The 16,651-nt window shown below is 40.3% G+C and carries 20 protein-coding genes; 11 read left to right on the plus strand and 9 right to left on the minus strand.

Annotated features, from left to right (window positions below; all coding sequences use genetic code 11):
- Positions 1-7: 7 nt before the first annotated feature.
- Genes AOR04_RS08930 through AOR04_RS08965 form a run of 8 tightly spaced genes read right to left on the minus strand, consistent with a single transcriptional unit; the run spans position 8 to position 5,893 of the window.
- Positions 8-451, minus strand: a complete 444-nt coding sequence (locus AOR04_RS08930) for a Mor transcription activator family protein (protein WP_232525530.1) — start codon at positions 449-451, stop codon at positions 8-10.
- On the minus strand, positions 452-850 hold the full coding sequence (locus AOR04_RS08935; protein ID WP_096793103.1) for a phage protein GemA/Gp16 family protein: 399 nt from the start codon (positions 848-850) through the stop codon (positions 452-454). It lies immediately after the preceding gene.
- Positions 847-1,206: a hypothetical protein gene (locus AOR04_RS08940; protein WP_096793104.1), complete on the minus strand. Its 360-nt coding sequence runs from the start codon at positions 1,204-1,206 to the stop codon at positions 847-849. The genes AOR04_RS08935 and AOR04_RS08940 overlap by 4 nt, the downstream gene beginning before the upstream one ends.
- Before the next feature lie 37 nt (positions 1,207-1,243).
- Positions 1,244-2,479: an AAA family ATPase gene (locus AOR04_RS08945; RefSeq protein ID WP_096793105.1), complete on the minus strand. Its 1,236-nt coding sequence runs from the start codon at positions 2,477-2,479 to the stop codon at positions 1,244-1,246.
- Positions 2,469-4,133: a Mu transposase C-terminal domain-containing protein gene (locus tag AOR04_RS08950; protein ID WP_096793106.1), complete on the minus strand. Its 1,665-nt coding sequence runs from the start codon at positions 4,131-4,133 to the stop codon at positions 2,469-2,471. The genes AOR04_RS08945 and AOR04_RS08950 overlap by 11 nt, the downstream gene beginning before the upstream one ends.
- A gap of 9 nt (positions 4,134-4,142) precedes the next feature.
- A complete protein-coding gene (locus AOR04_RS08955) occupies positions 4,143-5,060 on the minus strand; it encodes a hypothetical protein (protein ID WP_096793107.1) in 918 nt (305 codons plus the stop codon).
- Positions 5,061-5,074: 14 nt separating this feature from the next.
- Complete coding sequence (locus tag AOR04_RS08960; protein ID WP_198403015.1) at positions 5,075-5,536, minus strand: hypothetical protein; 462 nt, start codon at positions 5,534-5,536, stop codon at positions 5,075-5,077.
- Positions 5,537-5,578: 42 nt separating this feature from the next.
- Positions 5,579-5,893, minus strand: a complete 315-nt coding sequence (locus tag AOR04_RS08965; protein ID WP_096793108.1) for a helix-turn-helix domain-containing protein — start codon at positions 5,891-5,893, stop codon at positions 5,579-5,581.
- Positions 5,894-6,032: 139 nt separating this feature from the next.
- On the opposite strand from AOR04_RS08965, the gene AOR04_RS08970 reads away from it, so the two are divergent.
- Genes AOR04_RS08970 through AOR04_RS08980 form a run of 3 tightly spaced genes read left to right on the plus strand, consistent with a single transcriptional unit; the run spans position 6,033 to position 9,784 of the window.
- Positions 6,033-6,506: a helix-turn-helix domain-containing protein gene (locus tag AOR04_RS08970; RefSeq protein WP_096793109.1), complete on the plus strand. Its 474-nt coding sequence runs from the start codon at positions 6,033-6,035 to the stop codon at positions 6,504-6,506.
- A 16-nt stretch (positions 6,507-6,522) separates the two neighbouring features.
- Positions 6,523-7,044, plus strand: coding sequence for a hypothetical protein (locus tag AOR04_RS08975; RefSeq protein WP_096793110.1), 522 nt, complete (start codon positions 6,523-6,525; stop codon positions 7,042-7,044).
- Between the two features lie 49 nt (positions 7,045-7,093).
- Positions 7,094-9,784: an ATP-binding protein gene (locus AOR04_RS08980; protein ID WP_096793111.1), complete on the plus strand. Its 2,691-nt coding sequence runs from the start codon at positions 7,094-7,096 to the stop codon at positions 9,782-9,784.
- Between the two features lie 17 nt (positions 9,785-9,801).
- On the opposite strand, the gene AOR04_RS08985 is transcribed toward AOR04_RS08980, so the two are convergent.
- Positions 9,802-10,278: a hypothetical protein gene (locus AOR04_RS08985; protein WP_096793112.1), complete on the minus strand. Its 477-nt coding sequence runs from the start codon at positions 10,276-10,278 to the stop codon at positions 9,802-9,804.
- 164 nt (positions 10,279-10,442) lie between these two features.
- Between AOR04_RS08985 and AOR04_RS21580 the strand changes: the two genes are divergently transcribed.
- From AOR04_RS21580 to AOR04_RS09020, 8 genes are all read left to right on the plus strand, one after another.
- Complete coding sequence (locus AOR04_RS21580) at positions 10,443-10,601, plus strand: hypothetical protein (RefSeq protein WP_157770541.1); 159 nt, start codon at positions 10,443-10,445, stop codon at positions 10,599-10,601.
- Between the two features lie 120 nt (positions 10,602-10,721).
- Positions 10,722-11,324, plus strand: coding sequence for an AHH domain-containing protein (locus AOR04_RS08990; RefSeq protein WP_096793113.1), 603 nt, complete (start codon positions 10,722-10,724; stop codon positions 11,322-11,324).
- Between the two features lie 2 nt (positions 11,325-11,326).
- Complete coding sequence (locus tag AOR04_RS08995; protein ID WP_096793114.1) at positions 11,327-11,917, plus strand: hypothetical protein; 591 nt, start codon at positions 11,327-11,329, stop codon at positions 11,915-11,917.
- 309 nt (positions 11,918-12,226) lie between these two features.
- Positions 12,227-13,153 (plus strand): hypothetical protein, encoded by a 927-nt coding sequence (locus AOR04_RS09000; protein ID WP_096793115.1) that lies wholly within the window; start codon positions 12,227-12,229, stop codon positions 13,151-13,153.
- Positions 13,122-13,529, plus strand: a complete 408-nt coding sequence (locus AOR04_RS09005) for a hypothetical protein (protein WP_096793116.1) — start codon at positions 13,122-13,124, stop codon at positions 13,527-13,529. The genes AOR04_RS09000 and AOR04_RS09005 overlap by 32 nt, the downstream gene beginning before the upstream one ends.
- 519 nt (positions 13,530-14,048) lie before the next feature.
- Positions 14,049-15,206 (plus strand): hypothetical protein, encoded by a 1,158-nt coding sequence (locus tag AOR04_RS09010; protein ID WP_096793117.1) that lies wholly within the window; start codon positions 14,049-14,051, stop codon positions 15,204-15,206.
- A 4-nt stretch (positions 15,207-15,210) separates the two neighbouring features.
- A complete protein-coding gene (locus AOR04_RS09015; protein WP_096793118.1) occupies positions 15,211-15,606 on the plus strand; it encodes a hypothetical protein in 396 nt (131 codons plus the stop codon).
- Positions 15,607-15,647: 41 nt separating this feature from the next.
- The gene (locus AOR04_RS09020) at positions 15,648-16,583 is read left to right on the plus strand and encodes a capsid protein (RefSeq protein ID WP_096793119.1); all 936 of its coding nucleotides are present in this window, start codon (positions 15,648-15,650) and stop codon (positions 16,581-16,583) included.
- Positions 16,584-16,651: the final 68 nt, after the last annotated feature.

A 16,651-nucleotide genomic window follows, 5' to 3' on the forward strand; every position in this document is an offset into this window, starting at 1 on the left:
ATGCCCCCTACAAACTTAAATTTAATTGTGTTTCGTGCGCCTGTTCGTCTTGGTATGCACTGTAAATACTGCTTACTTGCTGACGGGTGATCTTAAATTGTTTAACCAGCTGCTGAATGTTGCTGCTTTTAGCGTCCAGGGCTTGGCAAATTTGTTGATTACGAATTTGCATAAGCACCTTGTGCAGCATGGGTATTTGGTAGCTTGAGCCTACATTGGCATTTATTAGCTCTTGCACCAGGACTTTTCCAAACACCTTAACTACTTCGTGATCCTCGGTTGGCTTTTCAGGAATATAAAACATTTGCCCTTGTTGCTCGGTGAGTACCGCAATGGTTTGTTCAACCCCCAAGTGTTTAACAATACGGCGCAGGCCGTGCGGTAATGCCCGTAAATCTATGCTTGATTCGCTCATAATGGAAAAGTTTTGGATCTCTTCGTAATTAGCCATTTACGCCCCCTGCTTTGCTTTGTGGCGTATAAGCCATTGCTTAAGTACTTCAATAATATGTGGCCATTGCTGGGCGCTTTGGCTGAGCTTTTTGCCTTGTAAGTGCTTTTCACAAAACGAGTCACAGGCCTGTTTTGAATCAATATTTACCGCGCCTGCGCGGCTTAATTGGCCCCACAGGCTGTAAATCATTTTTAGCTGTGCGGGTAGCTGTTTTTTGCCTGCATTTGGGTTCATTGCGCGGTAACGAGCAAGTAACTGTTGTTGCTCAAGCTTTGTTAAACCGGTGCAAGTGTTTGTGCGTTTATTACTAATGTAAGCCACATTAAGTTGATGGGTATCTTGTTCAATACCTGCCGCCTTTTGTGCAATTTTTATTTGTTGTATTAAATTGCTCACGCTATGTCCTCCAACGCTTCAATTTCAAAGTGTGGCGCTTGGCCTAAACCAATAATTTTAATGCCCCAGTCTTTCATGCCGTCGGTATAAATAAGCGGAAAATCACGGTAAATGGTATTAAAACGGCGTGCGGTATGAACATGTGAATTAACTTCATGGATTTGATGAATACTAAATAGCTTGTCGGCTGCAAGGGTTGCAAAAGCCGCTTTTATGTTGCCGTCGTATTTATCTATTAGCTCGCCTGTAGGGTCTTTTTTTGCAAGTGAGTTTAGCATTATTGCGTTTGTAACCAGCGAGCTAAAAGCTAAGTGAGCGGTATAACGCTCTGTGTTTAATTTGATTGAAAAAGCCATGATTAGATCCTTATTTAAATAGTGTTTAATCGGTGTTTTAAACCGCTGGTTTGTTAAGTACTGATGAAAAAATGCCATTAACTAAGAGCTTGTCGACGGCAGTGTCTGGGTTTTTGTTGGTGTGGTTAAGCAAGTGCGGTAACAAGTTTTCAACGAGTTCTCGGGCGTTACCTTCAACCCGTTTGTGAAGCCACATCCACCACTTTGCATCGTCTTGGCCGAGCTTAATGGTGCCCTCTGTTAGCTCTAAAAACAGGGTTTTAATGTCTTCAACGGTAATTTGGCCGATAGGCTTTGGCCAAAAGCACACACGGCTCGCTATAAGTTCATAGCGCTCTTGCGTTTGTAGCTTGTCTACTAGTTGAATATTGCCAACAAGGGTTACCCCCACAATGGCTTGATCGCTAATAGTACGCAGTGGGTCGAGCGAGTTAGGTTTGCACTTGTCGGCTTCGTCTAAAATAATTAAACGGTCGGTATCGCGTAGTGCCATAATAATTTTTTGCATGTTTTTATAGGCACTTGGGCAACGCGATAAGCCCAGGGCTGTGGTTAGTTGCTCAAGTACTTGGGAGCTGCTGGTTTGCTCGCTGCCGGCAATTAAAATGGCCTCTTTGTTGTGGCGGCAATATTCCGCAATGCCTTTGGTTTTACCAAGGCCAGCTTGGCCTGCAAACACACTAAAGCGTTTACGTGCTCGCGCTTGGTCGCATGCCATGGCAATGAGTTTTGATGTGCTAGTAGGAATAAAGCGCACATCACCGTACACAATTTCAATTTTTTTGCGTTCATTAGATGATTTGCCTTGGTCAACCTCTGCTGGGCAAATAAGCGCCCAAATGTCGTGCAAGTGCTTAGTGGGCTTAGCGTTGTACTTACCGTTAATTAATTGGCTAATAGACGCAGGGCTTTTACCCATACTCACAGCAATACTGGCGCTGGTAATGTTTTGCTCGCGTATTTCTGGTGATTGCAAACGCAGGCATATACGCGCTGCGAGTTCGCGATCTGCTTTGTTGTACGATTTATTAAAGCCGTTGCGTTTTTCAATCTCAGTAATAGCGGCGTTACCAAACAGCTTTTGCCACATCGCCACAATGATTTTTTCAGGGTTAATGGTGCATTTGTTTGCCAGTACTTCTTTAACTGACTGCAGGGCAAAGCCACAGTTAAGCTCTTCGGCGGTCATGCCTGTGGTGCTTAACTCTTGGTTTATTAGCTCAACACGTAGCGTTTGCTCTGCTGTGTATGGGTGTGGTTGGCTATAGCTCATAAGTGTGTTCCTTGCATAATGTTGGTTGGTCTAATAATTCGTTTAAATCGATTTCGTGCTGTGGCCGTGCTGGTGTTACATCAAAATCAAATATGCTTACCGGTGCGTTTTGTGGGGCTATGGCCTTAATAGGCGACGCGTATTGCTCAACGGTGTCTACGTCAATAACGTGATCTGCAATTTCTTGGGCGCGTACTTCTTGTAAATGCACTTGTAAGCGTTTTTCACGGCCCATGCGACGTTTGCTTTTTGCCTCGTCAATGCGCGATGTTGGTACTGCGTGCGACTTACGTTTAAGTTTTGCGGTCATCACGTATTCACCGTTTGGCTTATAAAGCTTGGTGTAACTGTCGTCTTGCAGGTCGTAAGCAGCAATGAGTTGTTTGTCGTTAAACTGGTGCAAAAAGTCCGCTGAGTAATCACGTTTATGCAAACGAAAGCGGCCACGGCGAATGTTGACCATTTCGCGCGGTAAAATAACAAAGTCACTTTCAAGCGGTGCTACACGCTCAAGCCCTTCGTCCCACACTTGTTGGCGCGTTTTGCCTTTAATCTCAGGGTGGGCGCTGCTGTGGTAATCGTTTAAAAACGCTTTAAATTCGGTTATCCACTCGTCTACAGTGGGTAATTGACGTTTACCTTGTTTAGCCTCTTTAAGTACCAATTGCTTGTGGCGGTCGTCGTGGTCACGCCCGCAATAGGTGCTAAAGCGTTTTCCAACACGGTCTTCCATGTGTAAAAAGAACCGCTCTATCCACTTAACGCGGGCATTGCCTGGTATGGCAAAAATAACGTCAATTTCAAACTGCGCATAAAACCCAGTCGTTTCATCGTTCATTAGTTTGTTTTTGTAGCCTGAGCCATTATCAAGGTAAAACATGGCTGGTACGTGGTTTAGGTCGCGCATTGAGCGACTAATTGCGGTGAGCGTGTCAACCACGTTCTCGGCTACGCCCAGTTCCCAGCCGACAATGCAGCGGCTTGCTACGTCTTGAAACGCGGTTAATTCAGCACGGTAAGGCTTGCCCGTTTTAGGGTGCGCTAGGTATACGTCAAGCGTATGGCCATCGCCGTTATACATAACGCCTGGCTTTAAGTTATCGGTTGAACGCAGTAAGTGATCTTTATGTTTTTCACGGTAGAGTTTTGCGCCCATACGGTACGGGCTTTGTGGGCCTAGCTCATGGGGTAGCGCGTTTATAAAGCGGCGCACTTGATGATGCTCAGCCTTGTAGCCCTCTTTGTTTAACTGGTCGCTCACTTGCGCAAAGCTTGGGCTGTTTGGGCTGTGGTAAAGCTCAAGGCAGCGCGCAAGCCAGCTATATTGGGTTTGGGCTTTGCCTTTGTGATTTGGTAATAGGCTGTTAATGCCGTTGTCTTTATAAGCATTGCACCAGTTATAAATGGTGGCGCGCCCTGGTAACTTACCTAGTGCATCAATCGCGCTTGCTAATGTGCTAAGCGCCGTGTTGGCACGGTAGTTTTTTACTAGTGCCTCAAATGCTTTAGGTATGCCGCACTCTTGGGTAAGTAAATGGCGAACTAGCACCGCCCTACTTTGGGCTTTTTTACGGGCTGTTTCGCTGGCATTTTGCCAACTCAGTTCCAAGCCTGTGCTTGGTAACTTATTGTATTTTTGGACTGCAGGGTGCATTGCTCTCTCCTACTTTGTATTAAAACGGTCGTTATACATAGCCAGCATGTATTCACGGTTTGCTTGGGCGTCTTGCCATTCGTCTTCGGCAAATTGCGGTATGCACTCAGCGCCGGCTAAATGATCTGGGCCAAACTCACCGCTTAACCGGTTTAACATGTGGGTAATACGCTGTTGTATGCGTAGCCATAAATGCCAAGTTGTTTGCGCTGCGCCTATGCGGTGGTTTAGGTCAAGGTCGCGGGTGTTGCATAGCTGCTCCGCCATGGCTATAAACGCTTCAAGCGACTCGTTAACAACGGCACTGTGCGCAAACGCATCACGGCGAACCTGTGCAACCAATATGGGTAGCTCGTACATTTGCTTAGGGGCTTTGGTTAAGCGCTCAGTCTCTAGGGCATTAATCAGCGTGGCTGTTTGATCTTCAAGCTCGATATGCTTGTCTTTTAGCTTGCGAATTTCTTTACGAAATTCACGCACTGATAAATCATTAAGCGTGTCTAGGTCGTCGTCATCGAGCGATTCAACGGTTTCAACTGGCAAACGCGCCATTTCAATCAGCTTGCTTTTATTCATGTTTAAAACGCCAAACGTCTGGCGTTTTGAATCTGGTAATGCCATAAGCATTTTTGCAACAGCTATGGCATTTTTTGCAGAGCTAGCCGAAATGCCGCGTTCTTTTAAATTCGTAGTAAAATTGCCGTGTTCTGTTTCTGTTTTAATTGCCATATAAAGAAACCCACGTTTTGCAGTGTTAACTATTGCTTGTTCTTCTAAGCTCATAACAGCAGCCCATGCTTCCTCAATTGTTTCAGGGATCACTAATTGAATCTGACCTGCCACTTTCTCAATTTTAGCTAGTAAGAGCTGTTGCTCCTCGGCACTAAAAACCTGAATTTCAGACGGTTCTTGGTCTTTGATAGTCATTGTTTTGGCCTTATTTATTCAGTTAGAAAATCAGAGACTTCGAATTGAGGGTTTTGTGGGTCGCTAACAGTTAGCTGGCTAAGAATGGATTGCTGGCTTTTTTTCTTTGCCTCAATTTCCATTTCAAGCTCAGCATGTTTTTGTAGCATTTGCGCTCGTTTGTCTACTGGCAAAAATAATAAAGGCGCTAACAAAATTGAGGCTGGTTCAATAGTTTGTAGTGCCCAGCATAATGCTGGTAATAAATGAATTGGCATTTGTTGCGGTTGGCTAGGTGCAAACCATTTGTTTAATTTTACTTGATCGACATCGCCATTATCTGTGGCTGCATAATTCATACGGTCTGCCAATTGTGCGCGTGAAAAGCCACTTTTGCGCATACATACATTTACCGTTTGGCAAAACTTGTGGTACACGTCGCATTCCGGCGGTACGTCATCGTGCAATAGACTTTTTATTTGATTTGAATAGTTCATAGTAAATATTCCCTGGAAATTAACCTGTTATAGCTAACGTCATTACGCCATGCTTTGTGGTGCTGGTACGGGTTGTCGATTACGGAGTGCCGCATAAATTTGCTGTTTGCGATCGGTACGGTCTTTTGGACCTCTGCGTGAGGTGCCATCGTATTCATTTGCGAATACTTCGGCTAACTCAAGATCAAGTGATAATGCAATTGCCTCAGCAACAGGTTTAGAACGAGCTGAACGTTTTGCCACATTGGTTACATGAGAAGGTGTTATTTCAAGCGCATGAGCTATATCTGTAAACGTAATATCTCGCTCTCTAAGGGTTTTCTTGATCTCTTCAAATGTCATTTTTTTAGAAGTCATGCTAAATTAATCCTATGTAAAATTGTTGTGTCTAATTTATATGTCATAAGTACGTTTTTTACTTTAGTGACTAATTAATAGGACGTCAACATAATTATAAAAAATAAATGTAATTAAAAAAAGGCATTGACTGACCGATATGTTTGACACTACTATTGTTGATATTGATTTCAGCGTTTTTGATCGTCTGAGTGAAATACTTGAAGTTAAAAGTGATAGAGCACTTTCACTTGAACTGGGGCTTTCCCATTCAGGTGTATCTACCGCTAGGAAAAAGAATACACTCCCATATAGCGCTATTGTTAATACATGCGTTAAAAGAGGAATTTCTTTAGATAAAGTATTTGATTTAGACGTTATTAAATCTAATGAGATCAATAAACCACCTTCGAAAGACAACCAGCCAATACTAGGTGTCGATGATTTATTGGCGGCTAATGCTTTGGTTGAAAAAGTTTTAGAAGAATTACTTTTTACTAAAAACTTGCCTGCAGAACGTGAACTCTTAATTTGCAAGAAGTTAAGACCGATGCTAATTCAAAAAGCTTTTGAGCATAATATGAATGAAGTGTTTGTTAAAACTGTTGCTGAGGGAGCGTTGTATATGGCATAAAAAATGGAAATTAAGAATGTTTAAATCTAAATTAAAAATCGTAACCTTACTTTGTGCTGCGTTAACTGTTTGTAATGTTGCAGCCCTAACCCCTCTTAAAGACCGTGCTGTCATCCAGTATATGAATGCGGATATCCTCCTTCCAGATAACTCAACATTAAATGTAGATATGAGCTTTGATTGTGGAAGTGACTTTGCAAAAACTGCCATGATTGTAACAAGCGAAGCTGGTGCATATTTGCTCGCCAATGCATTTTCTAATATTTACGGTCCAGCCGCAGGGCAGCGAGTATTAGATACATGGAATACTAAAACATCAGAGAATGATCCACGTAAACCAACATTTCTAGTTATTACCCCTCCACCTGAAGGTACCGAAAATTGGTATAAAAGTACTATATCAAAAGGTGATAAAAAATTGTTAAATAACAGGGTGGAAATGTTAACGAGCGAAGGTGATCACGCTCCTGAGCCCATGATTATGGGGGTATGCGGATCTCGAGATCACGTTCCAACAGGTCAGCAATTAATTCACTAGGAAAAGTGTAAAACCAACACCTGTTGGTTAAATATAGGATGGACGCCATATGAATAAGTTACTATTTTTGCTCTGTATTTTTTTGAGTACTTTTAATTGTTTTGCGTTTAACATGCAGCATTTGAATGCAGCAGCTCAAGATAATAATAAGAACATATATTTCTCTTCTCATGATGGCGTTTATCGTTTTGATGGAAACCATTATCTAAATCTATCGACTATCTCATCACTACCTAGACGCTGGACAAATGATGTAATATTTCAATCTCCTGGCTATTTATATATTGCATATAATGACCAAGATGTTTGGAAGTTCGATTTGAAATTACTTAAAGCAACGCAATTAAGCGATATCGCCGCTACAAAATTATCTGTTAGTAATACGCATTTGTTTATGTTGGGCAAAGAAGAGCTAACACTATTAAACCTTGATACGTTAGAAACAACTAAACCATTGAGTAAGAAACTTAAAATGTTTGATGTTTCAGCTTCTGCAAACCATGGTTATTTAATGGCCAACGATGGGGTTTATGTTATTAATGAAGGAAGTTCACGTTTAATTGATAACTCTAATGTTAGTAAGGGTGAGTTGGTTGCAACGCCATACGGTGTTATTTACTTCTTAAATAATAAAATGGTTTCATACTCTTATTTAAATGATCTGAAAATAATAAATGAGGATATTACCAGTGCTAAGCACTTACGTTTTTCGCCTCCTTACTTCTTATATTATGTTGACCATGGTTCTATAAACCAAGCTGAAATTACTCAGCTTTCAGTTTTAAGAAAAGGTATTAATCCTAGACCGCAAGCCTATAAAGATCTATTTGTTGATGATGAGCAAAACCTTTGGACATTGGATGTTAGTCGTTTTGAAGTTGTTTCTTCGAAAGTGAAATTAGATCGTCTTGAAATAGAGTCTATTTACAATGTTATAGCATCTGTCAACGATACAACATGGTTAGGGACAGATGATGGCCTTTATAAATATGAAAATGGTGATTACGAGCCTTTAACCGATTTGAATAAAAAGATTTCTGAACATAATTTTTCTATTACAGCTATTAATCAAACTGGTAACAAAGTCTATATCACAACAAATCTGGGGGCATATGCAATCGATCTGAGGAACAATGATGTTGAACAGTTTTATTCTGGCTATGTCATAAATCTAAACATAATTGATCAACGTTTATATTTGTCTACTAATGATGATGGTGTTCAAATATTTAATTTAGACTTAGAGCAATTAGACTCTGGGCATATTAATAAATTTCTACCAAATAATATTGTATGGTCAGTCAAAAAACTCCTAGGTACTCTTTATGTGGCTAACGAAAAAGGACTAGTATCGTTTAATCAGCGAAATGAAGCGATTTTAGAACTAGAAAAACATGCTCCAATTGCTGATGTTCAATTGCTCGGGAATACCTTATATGCAGCAACTTACGGCAATGGCTTGTTCCGAAAAGTTAACAATAAATGGGAATCTATTGTTAGCCCTTTATACATAAATGAATTGCATTCATTAAGCCAAGAGCTTTACTTATCTACAAATCATGGGATTCATAAATACAGCTCTAATGATACCTATACAACACTGTTAAATGGCACTGGGCAATATTCATTTACGCCAAACAGCATTTTAGGTATCAGTGATAAAATTACAGCTGCCAGTAACCGCGGCGTAATTAAGGTCGAACGCAATAAACAGGGGCAAGTGCCGAACGGTAAAATTAGTTATATTAAAACAAGTGAGAAAACTTACCTCAACCCTGAAACATTGAAAGTTAATAACTCAGGCTGGCTTGATATTGCTTTGACTAACTATAATTATACATTGAGCAATGATATCAACTACCAATACCGTTTAAATAACAGTCAATGGCACGATATTCCTACCCCATTAATTCAATTGAATAAACTCAATCCTGATAATTATAAACTTGAGTATAGAAGTAAAGTGGATGGAGCTGTTTGGAGTAAGCCATTATCATTTCATTTTGCTGTTAAAGGCCCTTGGTATAGTTCAAATAGTGCGATGTGGTTTTATGCTTTTGTAGCAGTTGGTTTGATTATATGTGCTGCAGGCTTTGTTTTCTTTTGGCTACAGAGCTTCCATCGTGTATTTAAATCACACCAAACACAATTACAACGTGAAGGCTTAAGTGTTGCTGCTATTAACTTAGCAAACGGCATTGATTTATGTGGTGGGAATGAAACTATGGTGTGTGAAGGGTTAGTTAAACTAAAAAAAGCACATGACATTTTAAACCCTATTGCAAATAGTCATGCTAGCCTTGGCCATAACGACTTGGCTACAGCAATTGATATGCTGCACGTTAAATGTTTATCTAGAGATGGAATTGAGCCTGAATTTAATGTAACGATAGGAAAAGAGGCTCTTACTAAACAGTTGCAATGTGATATTTACGCGGTGTTATATCATGCTGTTGAGAACGTATTTAAACATGCTAGTGCAACTAAGATCACTGTGCACCTAAATAAAGTGGGTAACAAATTAATGTTGCAAGTAATAGATAATGGCAAAGGCTTATCAATACTTACTCGCTCCGTGAATTTTGGCCTTGGTTACTATGTTATGGATAGCATTGCGAAAGAGTACAAGCAGCCGATTAAGCGTACTTCGGGTAGGAAAGGAACTAAAGTTATTGCACAGTTCCCAGTGATATTGCAGCCAAAGCCGATTCAGGCCAGAAATGAAAAAGCCCCTAGTTAGGGGCTTTTTCTTAAAGATTAAAGCAAGCTTAAAGTACTCTTTGCAATAGCTTGTACGATAGTGTGATCACACTCATATTCTAAAGCTGCTTCAACAAGTATTGGTCTTAGCGACTTACGCACAGAAAGTGACCTTTCTCCTGTTAACTCATTGAACGCTATGGTCTCATCTATTACTGATTCCACTAAGTTGTTTAAATGAGTTACTTCTTTTTTGATGGTTTTATATGAATTAGCTAGATTTGATTCATTTTGGTGACTTATTGTGAATGTTTGTTTTATTCCAAATATGTCATCTAGTGAAATACTTTTTGCTATACACGTCCTTATAATGCCTTCGTATGGTAATGAACTACGTTTCATAGCATTTATGAATGCAGACTGTGATAAACCCATAGCAAGGGAAAGTGCCCTGGTACTACTAACATCAAACTCTTTTTTAAGCTTTTGAGTAGTAAGTTCAATATCAATTTTTTTAAAAGTATCAATAGTCATATTGGTTAAGAATACAAAAAATAGAGTTGGAGGGATAAGCCAATTAATAGCATTTTTGGGAAGTATAAGTATTTAAAGTAAATTTTCATGTGTTTCCTTTTTTGTTTTTAATCCTACTGGTTAAATTAACTACCCCGTTTTTATATGTAAAGGTTTTTCCGACAGTGGTTTTTACCCCGGTTAGTTATTGTAGATGCTCACTGATTGTATTTAATTTACGTGTATTTAATTTAACTGATTGGAGAATGATGATGAGTAAGCTACATAGTATGACGGTTGATGAGTCGCTTGCTATTGAGCTGGTTAAAAAATTAGTATTCTAACGTTGACCAAAACTATTTACTATAAGATTATAAACACTTAAAGTACTAATGAAGATACGGAAATATTCACAACAGACACTGTAATTTATGCAGTTTTGTTTTTAAAAAGGAGTTTTAAGCATGCAACAAGTACAAGAAGTAACTATACAAGATATAGAAAACGACCTCACCTTAGTTACGGGCGATCGCATTTTAGCGAAAGCTCAAGCCCAGTCTTTAGCTATTCATCATCGCGGTGAAATTATTGATTCTGTAAAATATCGCCGAGGCCATATTTCTTTAGATGATCTGGTTTATTCTCGTAGTGTTCGTTGGGAACACATGAAAGCTCATTCTAAAAAATTAACACAAAACATGGCGAGTGCTGGTCGCGGGGAAAAACCTAAAAATACAGCTGCTCATCATATCGTGTCGTGGAATGCGATGGGAGCCGCACGTTCACGCTTAAGATTAGCCGCTTTTGGGATTGATATTGACCACGAAGCAAACGGTGTATATTTACCTCGCTTTAAAAAGCACGTGCCTATGGATTCAATGCCTGATGCATACTCTCACTCAAAAGTTCATACGGGTAAGTATTACTTAAACGTAGAGTATTTATTAAATGAAACCATTGCTGAAGGTTTAGGCCACCGTGGGATAATGGAAACGCTAAGAGAAATAGGCGATGAACTTAAGACAGGTGACTTCCCTATTCAGCAACTTTTATCTAGTGGAATGTGACAATGTTAGAAGAATTTAGCAAAGTATATAGCGTAAGTGTTGAACCGGACGAGTTTTTACTTTTGAATGAGACCGAATTTGAACAGACAATGCAGTTAACTGAAGAACAAATATTGTTATTTGACGGAAGCTCTCTTGAAAAGCAATGGAGAACATTGGGTGTAGATTGGTTGGTTGACGAAAGCCCCGCTATGCAGCGATTGAATAAACCTGACATTGCAGGCCTTGGCGCTTCGGCTCTTCTTGTTTCGCCTCTGTTTGCGCCATTGTTTTTAAATAATCCATGGCCAAATGTTGAATACTTACCATGTGACTTAAAAGGTGAGCACTGGCTTGCATTTAATGTTGTTGGTTTTGAGAAAGCACTTAACGAAGAGCACTCAATAAGAAATATGAAAAACGGAAAGCCAAGTAGGATCAGGAAATTTAAAAAGATGGTTTTCACTAAAGACGATATTAAACATAGTGGGTTGTTTAGAGTTAGAGAAGCAGGCTTGTTTTATTACACTACGGATTCTAAAAACAGTTTATATACGTTAGTAAAAGAGCATGGAATTAAAGGCATTTACTTCAATGAAGTTGAAATAGTGTAGCCTTTAATTTTTATTGCCCTGTGACAATGTTTGTTGCAGGGTATAATTTGACAGTCCAATATGTAATTTCCCACATTTAAAGTTCTCTCTGTAAGCTACTTTAAACCCCCTACTTTGCTTTATGGCTACATTGTCTTGCATTAAAACCGTTTAAACACGCACGGTTAAATTTAAACGCAGTTTAAACATGGTTTAACTTGGATTTAAAGGTGAGGGTGAATAGTTTTGGCTGAAAGAGGATTTTAAACAGTCTGCTTTGTGTGTATTATTCAAAAAAACAAATAATAATACATATAAGGAAATATAAGAATGGTTAAAGATTATCTGATTTTACGTTACTCATTAGTTGAAGAAAAACAAAAAGCGCTTAATGTAAAAGCGATTCCACCGATTAAAGGCCACGCAATTTTACCAGCCATTAAGAATGATAGAGAGTTCAAGTCTGCAGGTGCTCTTTATAGTGTACTTGGATTTAAAGAACTTGTTCCATCTTTTGGGTATGATTTTCCTAGTGAACGTTTTTATTGTGGAAAGATAGCAAAGCTTAAAAAACAGCAGACAGGTGAAAAGATTCCTGGTGACATTGTTGAGGTGGTGCATGATAATTGGATCCCCCTATCAATTGTAATTGATATTGAAACGCAGCACATATTTGTCAGAAAAGATTGGCGATACGGCGACCCTGAACACATTACAAGGTCATTGCAGACAGCTTTTACAGACCCAATCCTTGCGACTTATAACCATCGTATTTTTATTGAAGGTAAATCAGAGTCAGCTAAGTTTTGGAATATTGTAGGTTCAAAGAGTAAAATTTATAGGCTAGAGTTTAAGTTAATATCGCCGAATATTTTAGATACCAACCAAAAAGCAAGGGATGCAGTTGAAGCATTGCAAGATATATTTGGACAAGACGAAATTGATATTACTTTGAAAAATGACTCTGGTGATTTAAAAGTACCCGAAGCACCAGTGTCAAACTACCTAGAATATATTGCAGAGGGTGAAGGTAGCTGGGGTGTTGTTACAGAAGGTGAAAGGGGCGGCAAAAAGGCGCATAGTAGTAACGAGAATATTGATACAGTAAGCCTACCATCTATTGAAAATGATAGTGAAACAGATGATTCACAAATGGAGTTAGGTGAAAAAGCTGATTCTGTGCATACCTTAAATTATAAAGAGTCAAATTTAGGTGCTGAAGTTTATGCGACAATTAAACATATGGGTAAAAGTTAAAAAGCCATTATTAATTGGTTTATATATTTTGGTGTCTTTAATTCTATGTTTCGCTGTTTTACACATAACTAACGGGGCTGCAATAAAGTTATTTGATACTGTATTGGCTGTTTTTCCCTTTTTTGTAACTGCTGCGAGCGCACTAACATGGGCGTTGTTTAACTACATTGAAGGTGTGTTAAAAGATGTTAGTGAGCTAGAGGGTGCTCAAAAGAAGATAGATAAAGCAATAAATCTACTAACTGATTTAAAAAATGAAGTGATTAGCAATGCTGCTTTTATCATTTTATTATTGATTTTAGATGCTTTGTTTAATGGCCTTTCTAGTTTGTATTGGGGGATTCGACCCTTGCGCAGTGGCTGTTTTTATCTGTGAGGGGATGTATTATTTTCTTAGCAATTTATGCAGCACATGATCAGTTCCAAGGTTTTAAAACAGCACAACAATTTAGATTGGTGATCAATCAGGGTAAGAATAAAAAGCAGTAGTAAAATTTACTTGTACAGCTATGAAAATAGTTTATAAAACCCGCACTTAGCGGGTTTTTTTTACTTCCTTCTTATGTGCACATTTATTTGAGCAGTAAAACTCGCCGTTTAGCTTAATGGGTGTGTACAGTGGGCTGTTGCACGATTTGCAGAGTGAGAATGCCCGGGCGTGGGCATCGTATTCGCAGTTTGAGCATTGCCCGTCAAGAAACGTTATTTCGCCTTGAGTGAGTGGAATGTTACATAAATTGCAGTGCGCCATAAAATATTCCTTGCAGTGTTTTAAATACCCGCTTAGCCTATATACGTTCCCCCTCTCTTAACGCTGTAAAGTCTTTTCCAGCGGTTCAATAGTTACTCCCCGCATACACTGGTGCCACTTAGTTAGTTTATTGGCACTTGGAACATGGCAGATAAAACAAACCCAAACACCTCGTTTAATTGGTTTGAAGTATTTAGAGCCGGAACACAAACCGACTCTAAAGGTGAAACACATGTTTTTAGCGAAACCGATTTAAACAGTGTTGTAACCAACTTTAAACCTAAAACCGCACCGCTTGTAATAGGCCACCCCAAAATGGACGACCCTGCATGGGGGTGGGCCAGTGAGCTAAAAGCAGAAGGTGGCTCTTTGTTTGCTAAAGCAGAAGATGTGTGTGCTGAATTTGCACAGGCCGTACAAAGCAAGCGCTACCCTAACCGCTCAGTCAAACTTGAAAAGGTGGCTAATGGCTACCAACTTGCCCACATTGGCTACTTAGGCGGTAAAGCCCCTGCTGTTGAAGGCCTAGCATGGCAGTTTAACCAAGCGGATGACACCGATACTCTAACCCTAGAATTTGCTGCTGGTGATATTGACAACATATCGCTGCGCACATCAAACACCCTTACTCGCCTTATGGGCAATTTACGCCTGTTTATTACTGACCGCTTTGGCAGTGAAGCAGCCGATAAAGTTGTGCCTAATTACGAAAGCGAATGGTTAAAAGAAGAAACCATTATTGCTGAGCACGAACGCGGTAAAGCCAATACCCGTGAGGGTGCTGAATTTAATAAAGGCGACGCTATTAATAACAGCAATGCCACCCCACCCACCCATGAGGACAATGCAATGGATGAAAAAGAAAGAAAGGTGCTGCAAGACCAAATTGATGCGGCCAACGCTAAAAACGCACAGCTTGAATACGCGCAACGTGTTGCAGCGGCTAGCACCTTTATTAACACCGAAGTAAATGGCGGTAAGGCCCCACGTTTAACCAATACCGATGGCATGGCTGAGTTTATGGCCAAGCTGGATGACGGCGACACTACTTTTGAGTTTGCTGCCGCAGACGGTAAAAGCCAGGAACTTAAACCCGCTGCGTGGTTTGAAGGCTTTTTAAAAGGCCTGCCTGAGCAAACTGGCTTAACCCACGAGTTTAATAAGGACGATAAAAACGGTGAAGTCACTGATGACAGTGCAGAAGCGCTGGCAGCGAAGGCGCTTGAATTTCAACAATCACAATCTAGCAAAGGCATTGAAATTAGTATTACTGCCGCGCTAGACCACATTAAAAAGGCGTAACACCATGGCACAACCAGGATTTATTAGAAACTTTAGCGCTGAAGACATCATACCGCCAAACCGTTTAGTGGCTGTATCGGCTGCGGCCGACTTTCATGTTGGTTTAGCCATTGATGCAAGTGCAATATATGCCGGTGTTACTGAGCAAGGCACTGACGATCATTTACGTGTTGATGTGGTGATGACCCAAAGCGCACCGATTGAGTTTGGTGGTGATATTGCGGCTGGTGACTTAATTGTTGCTGATGCGGACGGTAAAGCTATCGGCCTTGATTTAGCGAGCTACGTGGGTGAAACCAAAATACACGTTGCAGGCTGGGCAATGGAAGAAGGCGACGCTGGCACCATTGGCGACATATTTTTAGCTCCGCAGTTAATTGCGACTATTCCGAGCGCTTAACGCGCTTGGGTTAACTTAAATTTTTAAAGTGAGGATTTGCCATGAGTAATGGTATGCCATTTACCCCCGACGTTGAGCAAACGGCGATAGCCATTGCTTATACAAATAAAAAGCTAATTGCTGATAATTTAGCGCCATATTCATCTGTTGGTAAACGATCGTTTGAATGGACTGAATACAACAAAGGCGACAAGTTTACGCTGCCAGATACCAAAATTGGCCGTAAGTCTAGCCCGAATCAAGTTGAGTTTGGTGTAACGGAAAAAGAAAGCTCTGTTGTTGATTATGGTTTATCTGATGTTATTCCAAATGATGACCAGAATAATGCACCAGCAAACTATAACCCACGTACGCATGCCGCTGAGAGCATTGCGGACTTAGTTTTACTTGGTCGTGAAGTGCGTGTTGCTGAGCTGTATAACACTGCGGCTAACTTTGGTAAGTCTGAAAGCTTATCGGCACAAGGGTTTAAATTTTTAGATGACCCTACGCTTGATATTTTACCGTTCTTTTTAGAAATGCTAGACGAGCCATTAATGCGCCCTAACGCGATGAATATGTCTCAAACAGTGTCTACCAAGTTACGTACCCATCCTAACATTGTTAAAGCGTATAACGGCACCAGTGGCGATAAGGGCTTAGTACCTTGGAGCTGGATTAAAGAGCAACTCGAAATTGATCATATTAATGTGGGCCAAGCTCGCTTAAATACAGCGAAAAAAGGCAAAGACGTTGTGCTTAAACGTGCTTTTGCTGACAACTTATCGTTTACGTATCACGACCCATTGGCGTCATTTCAAAACAAACGCATGACCTTTGCGCTAACTGCTCGTTATGGCTCGCGTGTGTCATCAAATCGTGATGTAGCCGCAGGTTTAAACGGTGGTGTAGAAGTGATGGTGGGTGAAGCTGTTAAAGAAATAGTGTTAGCCAAAGACTGCGGTATTTTGCTGACCAACGTGTTAACGCCTAAATAATAAATCATTGTTCCCTGTGTAAAGGCCTCAGTAACGAATTGCTCGGGCCTTTTTTTTACTAACTGAGG

Origin of the sequence: Pseudoalteromonas sp. 1_2015MBL_MicDiv (assembly GCF_002407505.1) — a bacterium.
Lineage (GTDB): Bacteria > Pseudomonadota > Gammaproteobacteria > Enterobacterales > Alteromonadaceae > Pseudoalteromonas > Pseudoalteromonas fuliginea.

What these genes read in the sequence shown, in the direction of transcription:
- AOR04_RS09020 (WP_096793119.1), top strand. Translation starts at nt 15,648, where the DNA reads ATGAGTAATGGTATGCCATTTACCCCCGACGTTGAGCAAACGGCGATA.
- AOR04_RS08985 (WP_096793112.1), bottom strand. Translation starts at nt 10,278, where the DNA reads ATGACTATTGATACTTTTAAAAAAATTGATATTGAACTTACTACTCAA.
- AOR04_RS08990 (WP_096793113.1), top strand. Translation starts at nt 10,722, where the DNA reads ATGCAACAAGTACAAGAAGTAACTATACAAGATATAGAAAACGACCTC.
- AOR04_RS08975 (WP_096793110.1), top strand. Translation starts at nt 6,523, where the DNA reads ATGTTTAAATCTAAATTAAAAATCGTAACCTTACTTTGTGCTGCGTTA.
- AOR04_RS08930 (WP_232525530.1), bottom strand. Translation starts at nt 451, where the DNA reads ATGGCTAATTACGAAGAGATCCAAAACTTTTCCATTATGAGCGAATCA.
- AOR04_RS08960 (WP_198403015.1), bottom strand. Translation starts at nt 5,536, where the DNA reads ATGAACTATTCAAATCAAATAAAAAGTCTATTGCACGATGACGTACCG.
- AOR04_RS08980 (WP_096793111.1), top strand. Translation starts at nt 7,094, where the DNA reads ATGAATAAGTTACTATTTTTGCTCTGTATTTTTTTGAGTACTTTTAAT.
- AOR04_RS09015 (WP_096793118.1), top strand. Translation starts at nt 15,211, where the DNA reads ATGGCACAACCAGGATTTATTAGAAACTTTAGCGCTGAAGACATCATA.
- AOR04_RS09010 (WP_096793117.1), top strand. Translation starts at nt 14,049, where the DNA reads ATGGCAGATAAAACAAACCCAAACACCTCGTTTAATTGGTTTGAAGTA.
- AOR04_RS09005 (WP_096793116.1), top strand. Translation starts at nt 13,122, where the DNA reads ATGCGACAATTAAACATATGGGTAAAAGTTAAAAAGCCATTATTAATT.
- AOR04_RS08945 (WP_096793105.1), bottom strand. Translation starts at nt 2,479, where the DNA reads ATGAGCTATAGCCAACCACACCCATACACAGCAGAGCAAACGCTACGT.
- AOR04_RS08965 (WP_096793108.1), bottom strand. Translation starts at nt 5,893, where the DNA reads ATGACTTCTAAAAAAATGACATTTGAAGAGATCAAGAAAACCCTTAGA.
- AOR04_RS09000 (WP_096793115.1), top strand. Translation starts at nt 12,227, where the DNA reads ATGGTTAAAGATTATCTGATTTTACGTTACTCATTAGTTGAAGAAAAA.
- AOR04_RS08970 (WP_096793109.1), top strand. Translation starts at nt 6,033, where the DNA reads ATGTTTGACACTACTATTGTTGATATTGATTTCAGCGTTTTTGATCGT.
- AOR04_RS08995 (WP_096793114.1), top strand. Translation starts at nt 11,327, where the DNA reads ATGTTAGAAGAATTTAGCAAAGTATATAGCGTAAGTGTTGAACCGGAC.
- AOR04_RS08955 (WP_096793107.1), bottom strand. Translation starts at nt 5,060, where the DNA reads ATGACTATCAAAGACCAAGAACCGTCTGAAATTCAGGTTTTTAGTGCC.
- AOR04_RS08950 (WP_096793106.1), bottom strand. Translation starts at nt 4,133, where the DNA reads ATGCACCCTGCAGTCCAAAAATACAATAAGTTACCAAGCACAGGCTTG.
- AOR04_RS08940 (WP_096793104.1), bottom strand. Translation starts at nt 1,206, where the DNA reads ATGGCTTTTTCAATCAAATTAAACACAGAGCGTTATACCGCTCACTTA.